General features: G+C 41.4%; 18 protein-coding genes and 2 pseudogenes. 7 read left to right on the top strand and 13 right to left on the bottom strand.

Translation table 11 applies throughout. The annotated features are described in order from the left end of the window. Window positions 1-17: 17 nt before the first annotated feature. From fhuB to EXH44_RS04155, 3 genes are read right to left on the bottom strand one after another with little or no spacing between them, the layout of a single operon-like run. Window positions 18-1,982, bottom strand: coding sequence for a Fe(3+)-hydroxamate ABC transporter permease FhuB (gene fhuB / locus EXH44_RS04165; RefSeq protein WP_162856399.1), 1,965 nt, complete (start codon window positions 1,980-1,982; stop codon window positions 18-20). Then, the gene (locus tag EXH44_RS04160) at window positions 1,976-2,875 is read right to left on the bottom strand and encodes an iron-siderophore ABC transporter substrate-binding protein (protein WP_162856398.1); all 900 of its coding nucleotides are present in this window, start codon (window positions 2,873-2,875) and stop codon (window positions 1,976-1,978) included. Before EXH44_RS04160 ends, fhuB begins: the two co-directional genes overlap by 7 nt. 1 nt (window position 2,876) lies before the next feature. Continuing rightward, the gene (locus tag EXH44_RS04155; RefSeq protein ID WP_108923711.1) at window positions 2,877-3,641 is read right to left on the bottom strand and encodes an ABC transporter ATP-binding protein; all 765 of its coding nucleotides are present in this window, start codon (window positions 3,639-3,641) and stop codon (window positions 2,877-2,879) included. 97 nt (window positions 3,642-3,738) lie between these two features. Here EXH44_RS04155 and fhuF point away from each other — a divergent pair, with 97 nt between their 5' ends. Further along, entirely contained in the window at window positions 3,739-4,527 is a 789-nt protein-coding gene (gene fhuF, locus EXH44_RS04150; RefSeq protein ID WP_162856397.1) for a siderophore-iron reductase FhuF, read from the top strand. Here the strand turns inward: fhuF and EXH44_RS04145 are convergent. Both EXH44_RS04145 and EXH44_RS04140 read right to left on the bottom strand, forming a co-directional pair. Further along, complete coding sequence (locus tag EXH44_RS04145; RefSeq protein ID WP_162856396.1) at window positions 4,524-5,012, bottom strand: SprT family zinc-dependent metalloprotease; 489 nt, start codon at window positions 5,010-5,012, stop codon at window positions 4,524-4,526. The genes fhuF and EXH44_RS04145 overlap by 4 nt on opposite strands. Beyond that, window positions 5,012-5,785 carry a ribonuclease T2 family protein gene (locus EXH44_RS04140; protein WP_162856395.1) on the bottom strand — a complete coding sequence of 258 codons (774 nt, stop codon included), beginning with the start codon at window positions 5,783-5,785 and terminating at the stop codon, window positions 5,012-5,014. The genes EXH44_RS04145 and EXH44_RS04140 overlap by 1 nt, the downstream gene beginning before the upstream one ends. 197 nt (window positions 5,786-5,982) lie before the next feature. On the opposite strand from EXH44_RS04140, the gene cysK reads away from it, so the two are divergent. Continuing rightward, entirely contained in the window at window positions 5,983-6,933 is a 951-nt protein-coding gene (cysK, locus tag EXH44_RS04135) for a cysteine synthase A (RefSeq protein ID WP_162856394.1), read from the top strand. 27 nt (window positions 6,934-6,960) lie between these two features. Here cysK and EXH44_RS04130 read toward each other — a convergent pair whose 3' ends face one another. The 3 genes from EXH44_RS04130 to hemG all read right to left on the bottom strand — a co-directional run bounded on the left by EXH44_RS04130 (window position 6,961) and on the right by hemG (window position 8,753). Then, complete coding sequence (locus EXH44_RS04130) at window positions 6,961-7,614, bottom strand: IS1595 family transposase (RefSeq protein WP_162856388.1); 654 nt, start codon at window positions 7,612-7,614, stop codon at window positions 6,961-6,963. A 103-nt stretch (window positions 7,615-7,717) separates the two neighbouring features. Continuing rightward, window positions 7,718-8,119: a large-conductance mechanosensitive channel protein MscL gene (mscL, locus tag EXH44_RS04125; protein ID WP_162856393.1), complete on the bottom strand. Its 402-nt coding sequence runs from the start codon at window positions 8,117-8,119 to the stop codon at window positions 7,718-7,720. Between the two features lie 106 nt (window positions 8,120-8,225). Beyond that, window positions 8,226-8,753, bottom strand: a complete 528-nt coding sequence (hemG, locus tag EXH44_RS04120; protein WP_162856392.1) for a menaquinone-dependent protoporphyrinogen IX dehydrogenase — start codon at window positions 8,751-8,753, stop codon at window positions 8,226-8,228. Window positions 8,754-8,869: 116 nt separating this feature from the next. Here hemG and ubiE point away from each other — a divergent pair, with 116 nt between their 5' ends. Genes ubiE through ubiB form a run of 3 tightly spaced genes read left to right on the top strand, consistent with a single transcriptional unit; the run spans window position 8,870 to window position 11,897 of the window. After that, window positions 8,870-9,643 carry a bifunctional demethylmenaquinone methyltransferase/2-methoxy-6-polyprenyl-1,4-benzoquinol methylase UbiE gene (gene ubiE / locus EXH44_RS04115; RefSeq protein WP_005713906.1) on the top strand — a complete coding sequence of 258 codons (774 nt, stop codon included), beginning with the start codon at window positions 8,870-8,872 and terminating at the stop codon, window positions 9,641-9,643. Window positions 9,644-9,645: 2 nt separating this feature from the next. Then, window positions 9,646-10,269 carry a ubiquinone biosynthesis accessory factor UbiJ gene (locus tag EXH44_RS04110; protein WP_162856391.1) on the top strand — a complete coding sequence of 208 codons (624 nt, stop codon included), beginning with the start codon at window positions 9,646-9,648 and terminating at the stop codon, window positions 10,267-10,269. Continuing rightward, window positions 10,269-11,897, top strand: coding sequence for a ubiquinone biosynthesis regulatory protein kinase UbiB (gene ubiB, locus EXH44_RS04105; RefSeq protein ID WP_162856390.1), 1,629 nt, complete (start codon window positions 10,269-10,271; stop codon window positions 11,895-11,897). The genes EXH44_RS04110 and ubiB overlap by 1 nt, the downstream gene beginning before the upstream one ends. Before the next feature lie 32 nt (window positions 11,898-11,929). Here ubiB and EXH44_RS04100 read toward each other — a convergent pair whose 3' ends face one another. Next, on the bottom strand, window positions 11,930-12,445 hold the full coding sequence (locus EXH44_RS04100) for a protein disulfide oxidoreductase (protein ID WP_162856389.1): 516 nt from the start codon (window positions 12,443-12,445) through the stop codon (window positions 11,930-11,932). Then, window positions 12,442-12,624: pseudogene (locus EXH44_RS04095) on the bottom strand (HTH-type transcriptional repressor FabR); the annotation flags it as partial. The gene EXH44_RS04100 and the pseudogene EXH44_RS04095, both read right to left, overlap by 4 nt. Window positions 12,625-12,673: 49 nt before the next feature. On the opposite strand from EXH44_RS04095, the gene EXH44_RS04090 reads away from it, so the two are divergent. Then, entirely contained in the window at window positions 12,674-13,327 is a 654-nt protein-coding gene (locus EXH44_RS04090; protein ID WP_162856388.1) for an IS1595 family transposase, read from the top strand. 27 nt (window positions 13,328-13,354) lie between these two features. On the opposite strand, the pseudogene fabR reads toward EXH44_RS04090, so the two are convergent. Both fabR and oxyR read right to left on the bottom strand, forming a co-directional pair. After that, a pseudogene (gene fabR / locus EXH44_RS04085) lies at window positions 13,355-13,792 on the bottom strand (HTH-type transcriptional repressor FabR); the annotation flags it as partial. Beyond that, window positions 13,789-14,679 carry a DNA-binding transcriptional regulator OxyR gene (gene oxyR / locus EXH44_RS04080; RefSeq protein ID WP_162856387.1) on the bottom strand — a complete coding sequence of 297 codons (891 nt, stop codon included), beginning with the start codon at window positions 14,677-14,679 and terminating at the stop codon, window positions 13,789-13,791. The pseudogene fabR and the gene oxyR, both read right to left, overlap by 4 nt. 90 nt (window positions 14,680-14,769) lie before the next feature. On the opposite strand from oxyR, the gene EXH44_RS04075 reads away from it, so the two are divergent. Continuing rightward, the gene (locus tag EXH44_RS04075; RefSeq protein ID WP_162856386.1) at window positions 14,770-15,510 is read left to right on the top strand and encodes a glutathione peroxidase; all 741 of its coding nucleotides are present in this window, start codon (window positions 14,770-14,772) and stop codon (window positions 15,508-15,510) included. Between the two features lie 55 nt (window positions 15,511-15,565). On the opposite strand, the gene EXH44_RS04070 is transcribed toward EXH44_RS04075, so the two are convergent. Further along, window positions 15,566-16,315 (bottom strand): amino acid ABC transporter ATP-binding protein, encoded by a 750-nt coding sequence (locus tag EXH44_RS04070; RefSeq protein ID WP_162856385.1) that lies wholly within the window; start codon window positions 16,313-16,315, stop codon window positions 15,566-15,568. Window positions 16,316-16,317: the final 2 nt, after the last annotated feature.

The following is a 16,317-nucleotide window of genomic DNA, read 5'->3' as shown; positions in this document are numbered from 1 at the left end:
TGAGTTAATAAAATAAGTTACACCCTTCTCACCATCAGCAAGAAATAAGTCCCCCCAATCAGCGTTGCCACTAAACCGGCTGGCACTTCATAAGGGAATAACATCTGTCTGCCGAGCCAGTCGGCAAACACCATAATCAAACCGCCGATAAGGGCAGAGATTAAAATCTGTGAACTTGCTCGATTTACACCTAAAAAACGGGCGATATGTGGGACGAGCAAGCCGATAAAACTGAGCGGTCCGATAATCAAAGTTGCTAACGCCGTCAGTAATGCGGTAAATAAAATCAAAATCCAACGGGTACGTTTTAGGTTTAGCCCTAAGGCTTGTGCCATCGGGGCTTGTAATGCCAATAACTCAAGCCAACGGCTGAAAATCAAGCTAATCCCTAGTAGAACAAGGCTTATCAAGAAAAACGGCACGGCAAGATCCGCCCCGATTTGTTGGGTCGAACCCGATGTCCATGCAATCAGTTGGTTCGCTCTTGGATCGCCGCTGGCAATAGCAATGCGTTGCAAAGTATCAAACAGTGCCGATAGGCTGATCCCCGTAAGTAGCACCTTTTCGGGCAACATTCCGTTGCGTTGGTTGATCGCCGTCAGCACCAATAAAGCCACAACTGCCCCTGCGATACCTGCCAGCCAATACCATTCCGTTTGAGCGGTGCTGGCAAGGAACAACACAGCCAAAATCCCCATACTTGTACCAGACGACACGCCGAGCAGTTCAGGGCTTGCCATCGGGTTTAGGGTTAAGCGTTGCAATAACACGCCAGCCACCGCCAATAAGATCCCAACAGCAATGGCGGTCAAAATGCGTGGGTAACGTAGCTCGACAAGCGGTGCGTAAAATTCGTTAAATTCCAATACATTCCAACCGCTTGTGCCTTTGCCTAATGCGAGTGCAAGCCATAGCACAAGTGCAAAAACAAACACTATCGGCAGTAAGGTGTAGCGATGAAAACGGCGAGATAGGCGAGTTGATGTTTCTGTTAAACGCCCCGTATTTGATAGCGAGAGGAACATCAGCCACAGCAATAACGGCGTGCCAAGCAGAGCCGTCACCGCCCCCGTCGGCAAGTTAATTCCTTTAAAATGGGCAAGCAGTTGTAGCAGTAAATCCGTGACCGCTAGCAGTAACGCCCCACCAGCAAACGCCCCAAGCAATTGCCATTTCAGCGTTCGCACACCAAGTTGGCGAATAATTGTGGCGGACGCTAACCCGATAAAACCGAGCATACCGACACAACTTACCACCGCCGAAATCATATAAGCACTGATAAATACCCCGAAAAAACGCAGGCGATTAACAGGCACCCCAAGGCTTTGGGCGTTGCTGTCGTTTAATGAAAGTATGGCGAGCGGACGAAGCAATATGGCAATTAATCCGCCACAAATGACCGCTTGTATTGCTAAAAATTGTGGATCTCGCCAGCTTTCTTGAGCCAAAGAACCTGCTCCCCATTGTGCCAAGCCCCGAGCTTCTTCAGGGTAAAACAACATCATCAAGGCGGAGAATGAACCAAAATAGAGATTAACCACCAAGCCAGCCAAAATTAGCAACAACGGCGACATTGTTTTTCGCATTGCTAACGTCAGAACAAGAACTAGGCTTAAACCAGCCCCGACTAACGCAATGGCACTTGAACTTATGTCTATCCAATTCGGTGCAAAAATAGCGGTAATAAACAGAGCAAACTGCGAACCGGCACTGATCCCAAGCGTATTATCGGAAGCCAGCGGATTTGCCATCACTTGTTGCAACAGCAAACTCGCCAAGCCGAGCATACCGCCAGCCAATAACGCAATGGCAATGCGTGGTAGGGTATAGCTTTGAATTAACAAAATATCGAGATTGTCACTGGCTTGAAACAGGCTAATCAGGGATTGATGTTCAGGCAGTTGCACGCCGAGTAGCCACATCATCAGTCCGATAAAACAGGCTGACAGTAGAATGAACAACATCTGTGGACGATTTACCATTGCTCGCCCCCGTGAATTAAGCCGTTTGCCAGTACTTCCGCAAAGCGTTGCGCCGATGGAATAGCTCCGAATGTCCAGACTTCAGGCAAAATCAGTGGATCTTTCGCCATCGCCAGTTTTTGCCATAAGGTGTTGTATTTCAAGGCAGAACCGATATTTGACGGATAAGGTTTAACCACAACAAAACGGCTCTCTGGCGGTAATTTCGCCAGTTGGATCACTTCGATAACGTCAAAGCCCCAGTTGTTGTGATTGCCTTGCCAACTGTTTTTAAAACCAAGTTGCGACAGCACCGCACCAAACGGACTATTTTCTGCATAAACTCGCAGGTGACGTGTGTCGATAAACTGCACCAACAGCACAGGACGATCGGTAAAGGGTTGTACAAGCGGTCGGATTTCGGCAATTTTTTGCAAATACTGATTCAGTAAGCGATCCGCCTGTTCAGGCTTTTCAATAATATCGGCAATTTGCTGAGTGGCTTCGACCACATTCTGCCACGCATCGCCTTCTTTATAGAAATCGACCAAATGCACCTTGCCGAATTTTTCCAACATCGGCGTGGCAGACGCATAAAACGAAGAGTTGATAAACAGCAAAGGCTGAGCGTCTAGCTGTGTCGAAAGTTGCCAAAGCTGTTCAGGGTTAGGCTGTAAACGAATACCGAGATCGAGCGTATTTTCAGGCAGTTTTGGTTCAGACACCCAAACTTTATAATTTTTTGCATCGCCAACAGCTTTTGGTTGTTCATCAAGGGCAATCAATGTTTCAGCTACCGTCCAGTCCAATGTCGCTAGACTAGGTTGCGGTTCACCTGCAGATAGGGGATTTGCAAAAAAGAGGGAGAAAGTGACCGCTTGTAGCCATACTGTGAGCTTTTTTAGGTTTATCATCTTAATAAAAACTCACTGGTCTGCCCGTTTCAGGGTGGTTGATCACATTCAGCTCAATCCCATAAATCGCCTTTAAAGACGGGGTATTGATAATTTGTTGAGAGTTGCCTTCAGCAAGTAGCTTGCCACTATGTAGGGCGACAAGATGATCGCAGTAGCGAGAAGCAAGGTTAATATCGTGGATCACAATAATCACGCCTAAATTCAGCTCTCGGCTCAGTTGCTGGATCAGTTCCATTACTTCCACTTGATGAGCAATATCTAACGCAGCTAAAGGTTCATCTAACAGCAAAAATTGACTTTGCTGTGCCAGCAACATTGCCAGCCAAATACGAGAACGTTCGCCACCCGAGAGTACATCGACTAGCTGATCGGCAAATTTTTCGGTATGTGTCAGAGCTAAAGCACGCTCAATCGCCTGCTTGTCTTGAGCCGTTTGACGACCAAAAAGCCCGTTCCACGCATAACGCCCCATTGCAATTAGCTCTTTTGCGGTTAAGTTGGTTGCTTGCGGAAGATGTTGCGGAAGATAAGCGACACGTTTAGCAAACTCACGGTTTGACCAAGCGTCAAGCGGTTGGTTATCAAAAAGAATTTCACCCGATGAAAGCGGTTGCTGTTTGGCAAGCAATTTGATTAAAGTGGATTTGCCTGAGCCGTTATGCCCGATCAATCCATACACTTTTCCTTGTTCAAATTGCACCGAAATCGGCTGTAACAGCGTACGATTTGGAATGGCAAAACTTGCCTGTTTAACCACAAACATAAAAATCCGAGTGAAATGTAAAGTTCTAAAACAAAGTTGGCATTCTAATTAGAAATTATTATCATTAAAATAACATTTACATTTCTTTATGCTATTTATGAATTTACTTTTTAGTTGCTCGGAACTGAACACACTTCGCCAGAACTTATTTTCAGAACGCCTGAAACATTGTCGCTACCTGCTGGCTTTTGTGGAAAAGCCCGAAAAAATCTCCAATGCAATGTTTTTTCAGCAGTTTTATCATTCTGCATTACCAACGCATTTTTCAGCACTGTTAGCCGAACCGCAAAAAGCCACCATTTCAATCTGGCAACGCTATTGGCTTAATGGTTTTATTATGCACTGGGTTTGGTTATTACATAAACACCAGATGCATCTTGTACTGAGCGAGCAAGGAACAGCTTTAGATCTAACAACAAGCGGTAAGATCAAGGGATTTCTTATCAACTTAAGCTACACGCCTGTGCGACAAGTACGCAATCAAAGCGACATTCTCCACGCTTATCAACAGTTAAAACAATTTCTTTCACCGATTTTTAACCGCTTAACTGCAGTCAGCCGTTTAAATGAAGCGGTATTTTGGCATAACTGTGCTAACTTGATTGAATTTAGCTTGAAAGAGTTAGAAGCGGAAGGCATTGATGTGAGTGAAACCTATCGCCAAATTCTGCTTGAAAAGAAATGGACGGAATATGAATGGTCGCCATTTTATAATGCTGTTGAATATATTTCTTTTCCTGAATTGCCTTTTCCACAGCCTGTCCGCTTACGAAAAGTCTGTTGCCACGCCCATTTAGACAGCAAAAATGATTACTGTGGCAACTGCCCGAAATTGAAAAAACTGTCGAAAGAGGAATTATCTGGGCTGGTGAAAAAGTGGGGTTAATCGCAGGCAATTAAAGTCTGTTTGCACTTTTTGCAAATGTAACTGCGACCATGTTTTACGATAGCGTTATGCCGACGTAAAGAGAGTTGATGAGTTTGACATCCGCAACGGTAGGGGAATTGTTGTCCGCTGACATTGGTGGTATCAAAGCAATGATAGGTTTCCGCTGGTACGCCAAGCACCTGTTCCATCATTATTTTCCACTCTTTTCCATGGGGTTGAACTCGCCCGAATCGTTGATAGACTAATAAGTGTGCTAACTCGTGGGGCACGACTTGCGAAACAAATTCAGCCCCATTTTCTTCTAATAAAATCGGATTAAGCCGAATTTCATTTTGTTGCAAATAAGCAACGCCTGCTTTTTGCCCACGTACTGTATAAGTTACCGTAGGCTCAACAAAACAGGTTTGGAAATAGTTATTCGCTTTTTCCAAATCCCGTTTTAGTTGACGTTGAACCTGCATTTTAAGCATTCGAAATTGCATTAACGTGGGCAATCCATCACATTCCAGCTTTTATCGTAACAAATATAGAGTTCGTTTTTACTCGCTCCAAGATAAGCATCTTTTAATTGCGGGTTGAATTTTTTCATCCACGCAAAGAGCTCTTTACGAGAAAGTTCTTGCCCCGGTAGGTTTAGGCTACGGAATAGCTGTTTTTGTTTGGCAAAATAATCGCTGGCGTTATTGAAAGCACAAGCACCGTGTTTTTCCCATTGCCCTTGCAACAGATTTGCCCCCGGTGATTCTGGCATATATTGTTTGATTAGATCTTCAGGCAATTTCGGTAAGTCGCCTTGACAGAATCGTGGGTGATCGGATGCTGAACGAGCATTGGCAGCTTGTGGCCATAATCCGTGAATCACCCAACCTAACTGTGCAGCCTGATTACATTGGAATGCCAGATGTTTCGGGACTTCGCCGTTATTTTTATTACGTTGCGTTTCGCAAAAACTCGGTGACCACGAGAGTGCAAGCATGTAGTAATCGACAGGTGCATTTTTATTTTGCCCCAAATTGTCATTCGCCATTTTGGTATCATAGTTGCCTAATTGATCTGGAATAGAGACATCTGATGATGGTGCAGACTTTGCCTGAGTTTCTGTGGTTTTTGTTGATGTATTTAAAGTCGTTGAAGCTGTGCTTTTATTGGCTTTTTCTTCATTATTTAGCCACGTAAAGACTGCAAAGATAGCAATAACAATTAGCGCAATCAGCTGTTGTAGCGTTCTATTTTTAGGTGAAGTTGTCTTTTTCATGTTTCCATTTTTATTCAGATTAAAAGATAAATCTATCTTAAACGAAGTTGATGACAAGCGGTATGATTTTGGCAAAAATTTGCAAATATATTCTTTTTGGTTATATCAAATAAATTTCTAATCGTTAACTTTCTATTAAAAATTGCTATGCTTAGCTCACTTTTCCAATACAGCTAAAACTAAGAAGGATGAACACAATGACTATCTATGCAGACAACTCAGAAACAATTGGCAACACTCCCCTTGTTCGTTTAAAAAATTTTGGGCAGAACGGAAACTTGTTAGTTAAAGTCGAATCTCGTAACCCAAGTTTTAGTGTGAAATGCCGTATCGGTGCGAACATGGTATGGCAAGCAGAGAAAGACGGTATTTTAACCAAAGATAAAGAAATAGTAGATGCAACCAGCGGTAACACAGGGATCGCTTTAGCTTATGTTGCCGCAGCGCGTGGTTATAAATTAACCTTAACTATGCCTGAGACCATGAGTATTGAACGTCGTCGTTTATTGCGTGGCTTAGGGGCGACCTTAGTGTTAACCGAAGGGGCTAAGGGAATGAAAGGGGCGATTGCAAAAGCGGAAGAAATTATTGCAAGCGATCCAAACCGTTACATTATGCTTAAACAGTTTGAAAACCCAGCAAACCCAGCGATTCACCAACAAACCACAGGCCCAGAAATTTGGAATGCGACGGAAGGCAATATTGATGTTTTCGTTGCAGGTGTGGGCACAGGCGGTACGATCACAGGGGTAAGCCGTTACATTAAACAAGATAAAGGTAAACAGATCATCAGTGTCGCGGTTGAGCCAGCGGAATCACCAGTGATTACCCAAACATTAAATGGCGAAGAAGTAAAACCAGGTCCACATAAAATTCAAGGTATCGGCGCAGGTTTTATCCCGAAAAATTTGGATCTCAGTTTAATTGACCGTGTTGAGCAGGTTGATAGTGAAACAGCTATTGCAACAGCACGTCGCTTACTTGCAGAAGAAGGTATTTTAGTGGGGATTTCTTCTGGTGCAGCGGTGGCGGCTGCCGATCGTTTAGCCAAACTCCCTGAGTTTGCAAATAAAACGATTGTCGCGATTTTACCTTCTGCTTCAGAGCGTTATTTAAGTACCTTACTATTTGAAGGTATTGAAGCTTAAAAATATAGGGGCTGTAGTAGATAAGGTCTAAATCCCACACCATTTTCTCAATATTTTAAGCTGATTAGATGGTGTGCTGTAGTTAAATCTAAACTCACATTCTTTGATAAAAAGATGGAAGTTTTTCTTGTCAATGCCATTGTATTTTCTAAGTACTCGTTTGGCTTGAGACCAGAAATTTTCAATGCCATTGATGTGGTTGTGATCTTTGACAAACTCTTTGGAATGATTGATGCGAAAGTGTTTAAACTCACTCACATCAAGAGCATTATAGCTTCTGTAACCATCTGTGTAAACGATGCTATCTGGCTTGATTTTGCTTGAGATGATAGGCATTAAGGTACTTTGCTTGGTATCTTTTACAACAACAGTATAAACCTTGCCATTACGCTTCAAAAGACCAAATACAGCTGTTTTGCCACCAGCTCCACGACCTCGCTTGCCTTTGCGAATGCCACCGAAGTAGCTTTCATCAAGCTCTACTTCGCCATCAAACAAAGTGTGAGCTTCAAGGTTGAGATTATATTCTATCACAAGTCTGATTTTGCGGTAAAATAAAGCTGCTGAATTGTGCTGAATGCCAAGCAAATCACTTGCTGTTCTAGCAGTAACTTGTGCAACAAAAAATTCAAGCAGTTTTATTTGAACTTTTTTACTTAATTTACAACGAGTTATCTTCATGTTTGTAGTATAGCATAAGTGCTAATCTACTACAGCCCCAAAATATAAACTAGCATATATAAAAAAACGGCATCTTTGGATGCCGTTTTTTTATGTATTAGAATTATTTATTTTTTAATAAATCACGAATTTCAGTTAACAATTTCTCTTCAGCACTTGGTTCTGCTGGTTTTTCTGGCTCTGGAGCAGGTGCTTTTTTCAAGTTGTTAATAATTTTAACCATTGCAAATACCGCCATTGCAATAATTAAGAAATCAAATACGTTTTGTAAAAATGCACCGTATTTTAAAGTTACCGCTTCAGCACCGTTTTGTGCTTCTTTTAATACGACTGCAAGGTCTTTAAAATCTACACCGCCAATTAATAAGCCAATTGGTGGCATAACGACATCGCTCACTAAAGATGAAACGATTTTACCGAAAGCACCACCGATGATCACACCGACAGCTAAATCAACAACGTTACCTTTTACCGCAAATTCACGGAACTCTTTTAAAATACTCATTGGTTTTCCTTAAAATAAAAATAGTATCAATAAAATAACAAACCACCCGATGCGGGGTGGTCTGATTGCGATTATAAACTAACCATTTCAGAAATTTGTAACATTTTTAACTTAATTTACGAATCTGTTCAGCAAATTGGCTAACTTTTTGCCAATCGGTATATTCATACTCTTTGCTGGTATCCGTATCGCCTTTAGTGATTTTCATAATAAAGCGGATCATAAAGCGGTCGAAAAAGGCATAGCGTGGATAGAACAACGCCCCTGCAATCACTTCCACTAAATTCGGTTTCCATTGAATACGGCTGAGTAATTTACGGGTATAAACATTGGTTTCTGGCGTATTGCGATTGGCTTTGCGAGCGGTCAGATTGACGCTAAAAAATGCAGATTTCTTTTGATTGAGTAGAGCATAGTGTTGCTGAATAAAGGGCTCTAAAATCGGATCAAAATGCCCATAACGAATAGAAGCCCCGATGATAATACAGTCAAACTGTGCAAGTTGTTCGGCTGATGGTTGCGGTACATCACGCAAAGAGATAAGCGTTGTGTCACCATTGAGTGCTTGAGCAAGATATTCCGCAATTTTTTTAGTTTGTCCGTCACGGGTAAGATAGAGAATTGCCGTTTTCATTTGAAGTCCTTACGATAAAATTTGTGGCTATATTAACAGATTTTGCAAAATTTTAAGGAAATCTCACCGCTTTTTTGCTATGGTACGCCTTAATTTTTTCTCATGAGAACGAAACAATGAACGACGCTCAACAATCTCAACAACCACAATCAGAAACCACCCATTTTGGCTTTAAAACCGTTGCCAAAGAAGAAAAACAGCAGTTAGTCGCCAATGTATTCCATAGTGTTGCAGGCAAATATGATTTAATGAACGATCTGCTCTCTTTTGGTATTCACCGTGTGTGGAAGCGTTTTACCATTGATTGCAGTGGGGTGCGAAAAGGGCAGAAAGTGTTGGATTTAGCAGGGGGAACGGGGGATTTTACCGCTAAATTTTCTCGTATTGTTGGCGAAACAGGCGAAGTCGTACTTGCCGATATTAACAGCTCAATGTTGGAAGTCGGGCGTGAAAAATTGCGGAATTTGGGCGTTGTCGGCAATGTGAATTATGTGCAAGCGAATGCAGAGTGCCTGCCGTTTGCGGATAACACCTTTGATTGCATTGTGATTAGCTTCGGTTTGCGTAATGTTACTGATAAAGATAAGGCGTTACGTTCAATGTTCCGTGTGTTGAAACCTGGCGGACGTTTGCTAGTGTTGGAATTTTCTAAGCCGATTATCGATCCGATTAGCCAAGTTTATAACTTCTATTCATTTAATATTCTGCCGAAAGTGGGCGAAGTGGTCGTTAATGATGCCGACAGCTATCGCTACCTTGCCGAGTCTATTCGTATGCACCCGAAACAAGACGAGTTAAAGGGAATGATGGAAAATGCAGGGTTTGAAAATGTCGGTTATTACAATTTAAGTGCTGGGATTGTGGCATTGCACCGTGGGTACAAATTTTAAAAATGAAAACGTTATTACAACAGTTGATGTTACCGCAATTTGCGTTAGGGGCATTGGAAACGGCGTTTAATCATTTGATTGAACGTTCACCCCAAACATCGCCGATGTTACGCAAACTTGCAGGGAAAATTCTTAAAATTCAGTTAAATCAACCGAATATTATACTTTTTGTGATTTTCAGTGAAAACCGTGCGGATTGGTTGGCGAATTATGAGGGTGAAGTTGATTGTGCCGTGAGCCTTGATGCGACAGTTCTCCCAAAACTGGCGGATAAAAGTAAACTGAGTGAGTTGATTAATAATAAAGCACTGATTTTGACGGGCGATATTCAAGTATTACAGCATTTTTCACAGTTACTTGACGAGTTGGAAAAAGATCCTGCGGAATTGCTCTCACGTTTTATCGGTGATGTACCGGCTCAGGCTTCAACGGATTTCGCCAAAGGTATTTTTACCAAGGTGAAAAATCAGTTTGTGCAAGACAGTCAGCACCTTGTCGATAACCTGACTACCGAACGCCCTGTGCTTGTTCATCGTTTGCAAGTAGTTGATTTTTGCGATCAGGTAAAAGAGTTGGAACAACAAGCGGTACGATTAGAGCAAAAATTTGCAAAATTGGGAATGTAATGAACATCAAAAACCTGCGTCGTCTTTATCACATTATTCACACTTTTCTCCGCTATGGTATTGATGAGGTGATACCAGATATTCCGCTAACACGGGGGATTCGTTGTGGGCGGAAATCCTTGTTTTGGGTAAAAAATCAATATCCGAACGAGCCTTTTGGCGTGCGTTTACGCCTTGCTTTGCAAGAGCTTGGGCCTGTGTGGATTAAGCTGGGGCAGATGCTTTCTACTCGTCGAGATCTGTTTGAACCTGAATTAGCAGATCAGCTTGCGTTGCTACAAGATTCTGTTGAAGCCTTTGATGGAAAACTAGCTCGTCGTTTAATTGAAGAGACTCTAGGTGATAAGCTGGAAAAATGGTTTGATGATTTTGATGAAACCGCATTGGCTTCTGCGTCTATTGCTCAAGTGCATACAGCAAAATTCAATCAAAACCAACCGCTTGCAGGTAAAGAAGTGGTATTAAAAGTCCTTCGCCCAGAGATTGATTGTGTAATTAAGGACGATTTAGCCTTGATGTACCGTTTGGCGAGTTGGATTCCACGTTTAAATAAAGAAGGCAGACGTTTACGTCCTATGGAAGTGGTGCGTGAGTATGAAAAAACGCTGTTAGACGAACTTGATCTTCGCAAAGAAATGGCGAATGCTATCCGCTTGCGTAATAATTTTGAAAACAGCGAAATGCTCTATGTGCCTGAAATGTATCAAGATTTTTGCCATAGAAATGTGATTGTGATGGAACGGATTTATGGTATTCCTGTGGCAAATATTGATGAACTCAAAGCCAACGGCACAGATATGAAACTGCTTGCCGAACGTGGTGTACAGGTGTTTTTTACGCAGGTTTTCCGTGATAGCTTTTTTCACGCCGATATGCACCCTGGTAACATTTTTGTGAACCCAAATCACCCCGAAAATCCACAATATATCGGGATTGATTGCGGTATTGTTGGCACTTTAAATCAGAACGATAAACGTTACCTTGCCGAAAGTTTTGTTGCTTTTTTCAATCGTGATTATCGCCGAGTTGCGTTGATGCACGTTGAGTCAGGTTGGACACCGTCGGATACCGATATTGATGCTTTTGAGGAAGCCTTCCGAGAAGTCTGTGAACCGATTTTTGCTAAACCCCTTTCGGAAATTTCGTTTGGACACGTTTTATTGAATTTGTTTACCGTTGCTCGTAAATTCAATATGGAAGTACAGCCACAATTGGTGTTATTGCAAAAAACATTGCTTTATATTGAAGGATTAGGCAGACAGGTTTATCCGCAGTTAGATTTATGGCAAACCGCTAAGCCGTTTTTGCAAGATTGGTTGAATGAACAGGTGGGCTTTAAAGCAATGTGGCGAGATCTAAAACAGCGAGCTCCGCAATTTAGAGAGCATTTTGCCGAGTTCCCTGAAGCGATGTTTCAGGCCTTACAACAACAAAAACAGATTAATTTCCGTTTAAATGAAATCAATCAAAGTCTGAAAGCGCAGCGTAATAACACGGGCTTTTCTCGTTTGATGATTTTAGGTGTGGCGATTGCTGGTACGTTTTGGAAGTTTGAAACGTTGCCGTTGTGGGTGAGTGTGCCGTTGCTTGTGGTAGAATTTGGATTATTGATTAAAATGCTTAAATAAGAAGAAAGGGGAGTATAAAAACTCCCCTTTGTTTATCTAACCCAATCCGCTAGCCATAGCCGAGTCTTTATTCCCCAATAGGTTGAGAACCCCGTAGTATGACTTATCATTTTTCCATCTTTTATGATGACTAAGGTTGGTGTAGCCTGAATATCCCAGCTTTTTGAAAATTCCCCTGTTGGATCATTGATAGTGGCGAAACTATATTGATGCTCTTCCATATATTGCTTTACTTCATCATCATTTCCTGATTTGAGTGCGATCGCTAATATATTGGCATTTTCTTGCGTAAGTTGAGAAACAGCGGGTGAGGTAAATTCACAGAACTTACACCAACTGCCCCAGAAATAAAGCAAAAGCGGTTTTTCATGGCTTAGTTGTGCAATAACTTTAGGTCGCTGATGAATATCATAAAGTACTTGTTCTGAAAATTGGGTTGGTGCGGTAGGTTTGCGATACCAATCCATAATCACACTTAAGATAATAAACATACTACCCAAAAGAAGAATATGTTTAATAAATCGGGCAATTAACGTCTGTTTTTTCATACGATTTCTCTATGTGAATTAACATAAGAGCTTGCACCACGAGCTAACATTCTCAGTTGCATAACAACCCGCTGTTTCAATTTTTCACGCTCTTGCATGTTCATGTCCAAAGCATGAGAGCCTGCAGTAAAAACGAGAGTAACTAGGCCTTCTGATTGAATGTAGGCGAGTTCTCGGCTAATTTGTTTAGGGGCTGTAGTAGATTAGCACTTATGCTATACTACAAACATGAAGATAACTCGTTGTAAATTAAGTAAAAAAGTTCAAATAAAACTGCTTGAATTTTTTGTTGCACAAGTTACTGCTAGAACAGCAAGTGATTTGCTTGGCATTCAGCACAATTCAGCAGCTTTATTTTACCGCAAAATCAGACTTGTGATAGAATATAATCTCAACCTTGAAGCTCACACTTTGTTTGATGGCGAAGTAGAGCTTGATGAAAGCTACTTCGGTGGCATTCGCAAAGGCAAGCGAGGTCGTGGAGCTGGTGGCAAAACAGCTGTATTTGGTCTTTTGAAGCGTAATGGCAAGGTTTATACTGTTGTTGTAAAAGATACCAAGCAAAGTACCTTAATGCCTATCATCTCAAGCAAAATCAAGCCAGATAGCATCGTTTACACAGATGGTTACAGAAGCTATAATGCTCTTGATGTGAGTGAGTTTAAACACTTTCGCATCAATCATTCCAAAGAGTTTGTCAAAGATCACAACCACATCAATGGCATTGAAAATTTCTGGTCTCAAGCCAAACGAGTACTTAGAAAATACAATGGCATTGACAAGAAAAACTTCCATCTTTTTATCAAAGAATGTGAGTTTAGATTTAACTACAGCACACCATCTAATCAGCTTAAAATATTGAGAAAATGGTGTGGGATTTAGACCTTATCTACTACAGCCCCTTTGTTTATCTTTCAGCTGTATGTATTCGGCAAGCTCTGCAACAAAATGTTGGATCTCTCTTGAGGCAGCAGTACGAAAAGCTTGGGATGTTCCTGAGCTTTCACGTAGCAGTAAACGAAACATATTTGGTCGATCTTCAATAAATTCGAAGAAAGTATCGACAGAAATTACGACTACACTCCCCCCTTTTTCAAGACGTTTGCGTGCTTGTCGCATAAGCTGACGAAGAATTAGGCCTGATTCATCTACCATTGCCAAACCAAGCTCATCCATATCTTTAAAATGACGATAAAATGAGGTAGGTGCAATACCCGCTTCTCTAGCAACTTCTCGTAAGCTCAAGTTAGAAAAACTTTTTTCTGCGGTTAATTGATTAAAAGCGGCATCAACTAATGCCCTACGTGTTTTTTCTTTTTGAACAGCTCTAACTCCCACTACACTCATTTTCTTTGTTCCACAAGTTGCTTAATTTCTTTTGCTAGACGCTCGTAACGTAGGCGCAATGGCGAACCAGGACGATAAATAAGACCTACTGCACGATATGGCTCAGGCTCACTGAAATGTAAATAGGTTAGATCATTACTACTTCCTGAATGTGCTGCTAACTCAGGTATAAATGCAATACCCACATTAGCTGCAACCATATTACGCAAGGTTTCTAAGCTACTCGCTTTAAAATGAGTATTTTCTGTTGCCCCACTTGAAAAGCAATAATCCATAGTTTGTGTTCTTAAACAATGACCATTATCTAACATAAGCATTTCTTTATCACGTAACTTAGATAACGGGATGATTTCTTCATTTGCCCATTCATGTTCATTAGAAACCGCTAATAACATTTTTTCATGGAACATAGGGACTTCGATAAATGGTTGACTGTCTTTATCAAAAGCTAAAATACCGCAATCTAATTGTCCTGATTCGAGTTGTTCGACCAATGTGGAGGTTTGTAATTCATAAATGTACAATTCCAGTTCAGGAAATAATGATTTGAAGTGCGGTAAAATAATAGGGGATAAATAAGGACCTAGGGTTGGAATAATGCCGATATGTAGCGGACCAGACATTTCCCGACCTTGATTGCTCGCCATTTCTTTAAGTACTTTTACTTCACGTAAGATCACTTTAGCTTGTTCTACTAGCATTAATCCTGCTTGAGTAAACAATACCTTACGGCTCGTTCTTTCTAATAGAATTGTACCTAATTCATCTTCTAATTTACGAATTTGTCCACTTAATGTTGGCTGACTGACATTACAAGCATCCGCTGCTTTTCTAAAATGTTTAAAATCAGCGAGGGCAATTAAATATTCTAAATCTCGAATGTTCATGTATTTTCACTCTATTAATATAATAGGCTGGATTATGTCACATTTATATGTAAAATGGTGAATTCTTTAAAACAGAAGTAGGAGAAAATAATGTCTTTAAAAGATATGACAGGGCAAAAAGTCCCTAGTGTGACTTTCAAAACTCGCCAAGGCGATGCTTGGGTTGATGTTACCACAGATGAGTTGTTTAACAATAAAACGGTAATTGTATTTTCATTACCAGGTGCATTTACGCCAACCTGTTCTTCAACACATCTACCACGCTATAACGAATTAGCAAAAGAGTTCTATGCATTAGGCGTAGATGAAATTGTATGTATGTCGGTTAACGATACATTCGTCATGAATGCGTGGAAAGCAGATCAAGAATCGGAGAATATCACTGTCATTCCAGATGGTAACGGTGAATTTACTGAAGGCATGGGTATGCTTGTTGGTAAAGAAGACCTTGGTTTTGGTAAACGTTCATGGCGTTACTCTATGCTTGTGAAAAACGGCGTAGTAGAAAAAATGTTCGTAGAGCCACAAGAGCCAGGCGATCCGTTCAAAGTGTCTGATGCAGATACGATGATCAAATATTTAGATCCAAATTGGACGGCAAAACCGTCGGTCGCAATCATCACTAAACCTGGCTGTTCATTCTGTGCTAAAGCCAAAGCACTATTAACAGAAAAAGGATTTGCATTTGAAGAGATCGTGTTAGGTCGTGATGCAAGCACTACCTCTGTTCGTGCAATTACAGGCAAAGCAACAGCACCACAAGTCTTTATTGGTGGTCAATACATTGGCGGTAGTGAAGATTTAGAAGCGTATTTTGCAAAAGCTGCATAATTTGCAAAAAAAATGAGAAAAACCGACCGCTTGCGGTCGGTTTTTTTGTTAGGGATTAATCAACTCTAATCTGATGCAAAAACCGCTTCGTCCGTTCGTGTTGAGGATTGCTGAAAAGTTGCTCAGGCGAGCCTTGTTCCACAATTTCACCGCCGTCCATCACGACCACAACATCTGCCACATCTAATGCAAATTTAATTTCGTGTGTAACCACAACCATTGTCCAGCCTTCGTTTGCCAGCTTTTTCATTGTGTTTAACACATCTTGCACTAATTCAGGGTCGAGAGCAGAAGTCGGCTCATCAAACAGCATTAATTCAGGTTGAATGGCTAAAGCACGGGCAATGCCGACACGCTGTTGCTGTCCGCCGGAAAGCTGGAATGGATAGAGATCGACTTTATCTGCTAATCCTACTTTGGCTAACAGTGCTAAGGCTTCTTCCCTAGCTTGTTCAGGCTTTTTACCTTGCACAAACACAGGGCCTTCCATCACATTTTCGATTGCCGTTTTATGTGGAAAGAGATTGTAGTTTTGGAAAACCATACCGGATTTACGGCGTAGGGTAAGGATCTCTTTTTTGGCTGATTTGGTTGCAAAGTCAATGTGCAACGGGGCATTGTTATCAAAGGTTATTGTGCCTTGTTCTGGCATTTCTAACGCATTTAAACAGCGAAGAAAGGTGGTTTTGCCTGAGCCGGATGGCCCTAAAATCACGACCACTTGCCCCTTTTGAATATCTAAATCAATCCCACGCAAAATGGTGTTATTGCCAAAAGTTTTATGAATGTTTCGTACTTTAATCATTG

The sequence above is a fragment of the Actinobacillus indolicus genome (genome assembly GCF_004519515.1).
GTDB classification, from domain to species: domain Bacteria; phylum Pseudomonadota; class Gammaproteobacteria; order Enterobacterales; family Pasteurellaceae; genus Glaesserella; species Glaesserella indolica_A.
Note: the sequence above shows the minus strand (reverse complement) of the source record. Positions and strands in the feature narration are given on the sequence as shown.

Bases quoted from the DNA above. Each gene is read 5' to 3' on its own strand.
- EXH44_RS04090 (WP_162856388.1), top strand. From the start codon at position 12,674: ATGAAGATAACTCGTTGTAAATTAAGTAAAAAAGTTCAAATAAAACTG.
- EXH44_RS04075 (WP_162856386.1), top strand. From the start codon at position 14,770: ATGTCTTTAAAAGATATGACAGGGCAAAAAGTCCCTAGTGTGACTTTC.
- mscL (WP_162856393.1), bottom strand. From the start codon at position 8,119: ATGAGTATTTTAAAAGAGTTCCGTGAATTTGCGGTAAAAGGTAACGTT.
- EXH44_RS04110 (WP_162856391.1), top strand. From the start codon at position 9,646: ATGAAAACGTTATTACAACAGTTGATGTTACCGCAATTTGCGTTAGGG.
- EXH44_RS04140 (WP_162856395.1), bottom strand. From the start codon at position 5,785: ATGAAAAAGACAACTTCACCTAAAAATAGAACGCTACAACAGCTGATT.
- cysK (WP_162856394.1), top strand. From the start codon at position 5,983: ATGACTATCTATGCAGACAACTCAGAAACAATTGGCAACACTCCCCTT.
- EXH44_RS04145 (WP_162856396.1), bottom strand. From the start codon at position 5,012: ATGCAATTTCGAATGCTTAAAATGCAGGTTCAACGTCAACTAAAACGG.
- EXH44_RS04070 (WP_162856385.1), bottom strand. From the start codon at position 16,315: ATGATTAAAGTACGAAACATTCATAAAACTTTTGGCAATAACACCATT.
- ubiB (WP_162856390.1), top strand. From the start codon at position 10,269: ATGAACATCAAAAACCTGCGTCGTCTTTATCACATTATTCACACTTTT.
- EXH44_RS04160 (WP_162856398.1), bottom strand. From the start codon at position 2,875: ATGATAAACCTAAAAAAGCTCACAGTATGGCTACAAGCGGTCACTTTC.
- oxyR (WP_162856387.1), bottom strand. From the start codon at position 14,679: ATGAACATTCGAGATTTAGAATATTTAATTGCCCTCGCTGATTTTAAA.
- EXH44_RS04155 (WP_108923711.1), bottom strand. From the start codon at position 3,641: ATGTTTGTGGTTAAACAGGCAAGTTTTGCCATTCCAAATCGTACGCTG.
- fhuF (WP_162856397.1), top strand. From the start codon at position 3,739: ATGAATTTACTTTTTAGTTGCTCGGAACTGAACACACTTCGCCAGAAC.
- fhuB (WP_162856399.1), bottom strand. From the start codon at position 1,982: ATGGTAAATCGTCCACAGATGTTGTTCATTCTACTGTCAGCCTGTTTT.
- EXH44_RS04130 (WP_162856388.1), bottom strand. From the start codon at position 7,614: ATGAAGATAACTCGTTGTAAATTAAGTAAAAAAGTTCAAATAAAACTG.
- EXH44_RS04100 (WP_162856389.1), bottom strand. From the start codon at position 12,445: ATGAAAAAACAGACGTTAATTGCCCGATTTATTAAACATATTCTTCTT.
- hemG (WP_162856392.1), bottom strand. From the start codon at position 8,753: ATGAAAACGGCAATTCTCTATCTTACCCGTGACGGACAAACTAAAAAA.
- ubiE (WP_005713906.1), top strand. From the start codon at position 8,870: ATGAACGACGCTCAACAATCTCAACAACCACAATCAGAAACCACCCAT.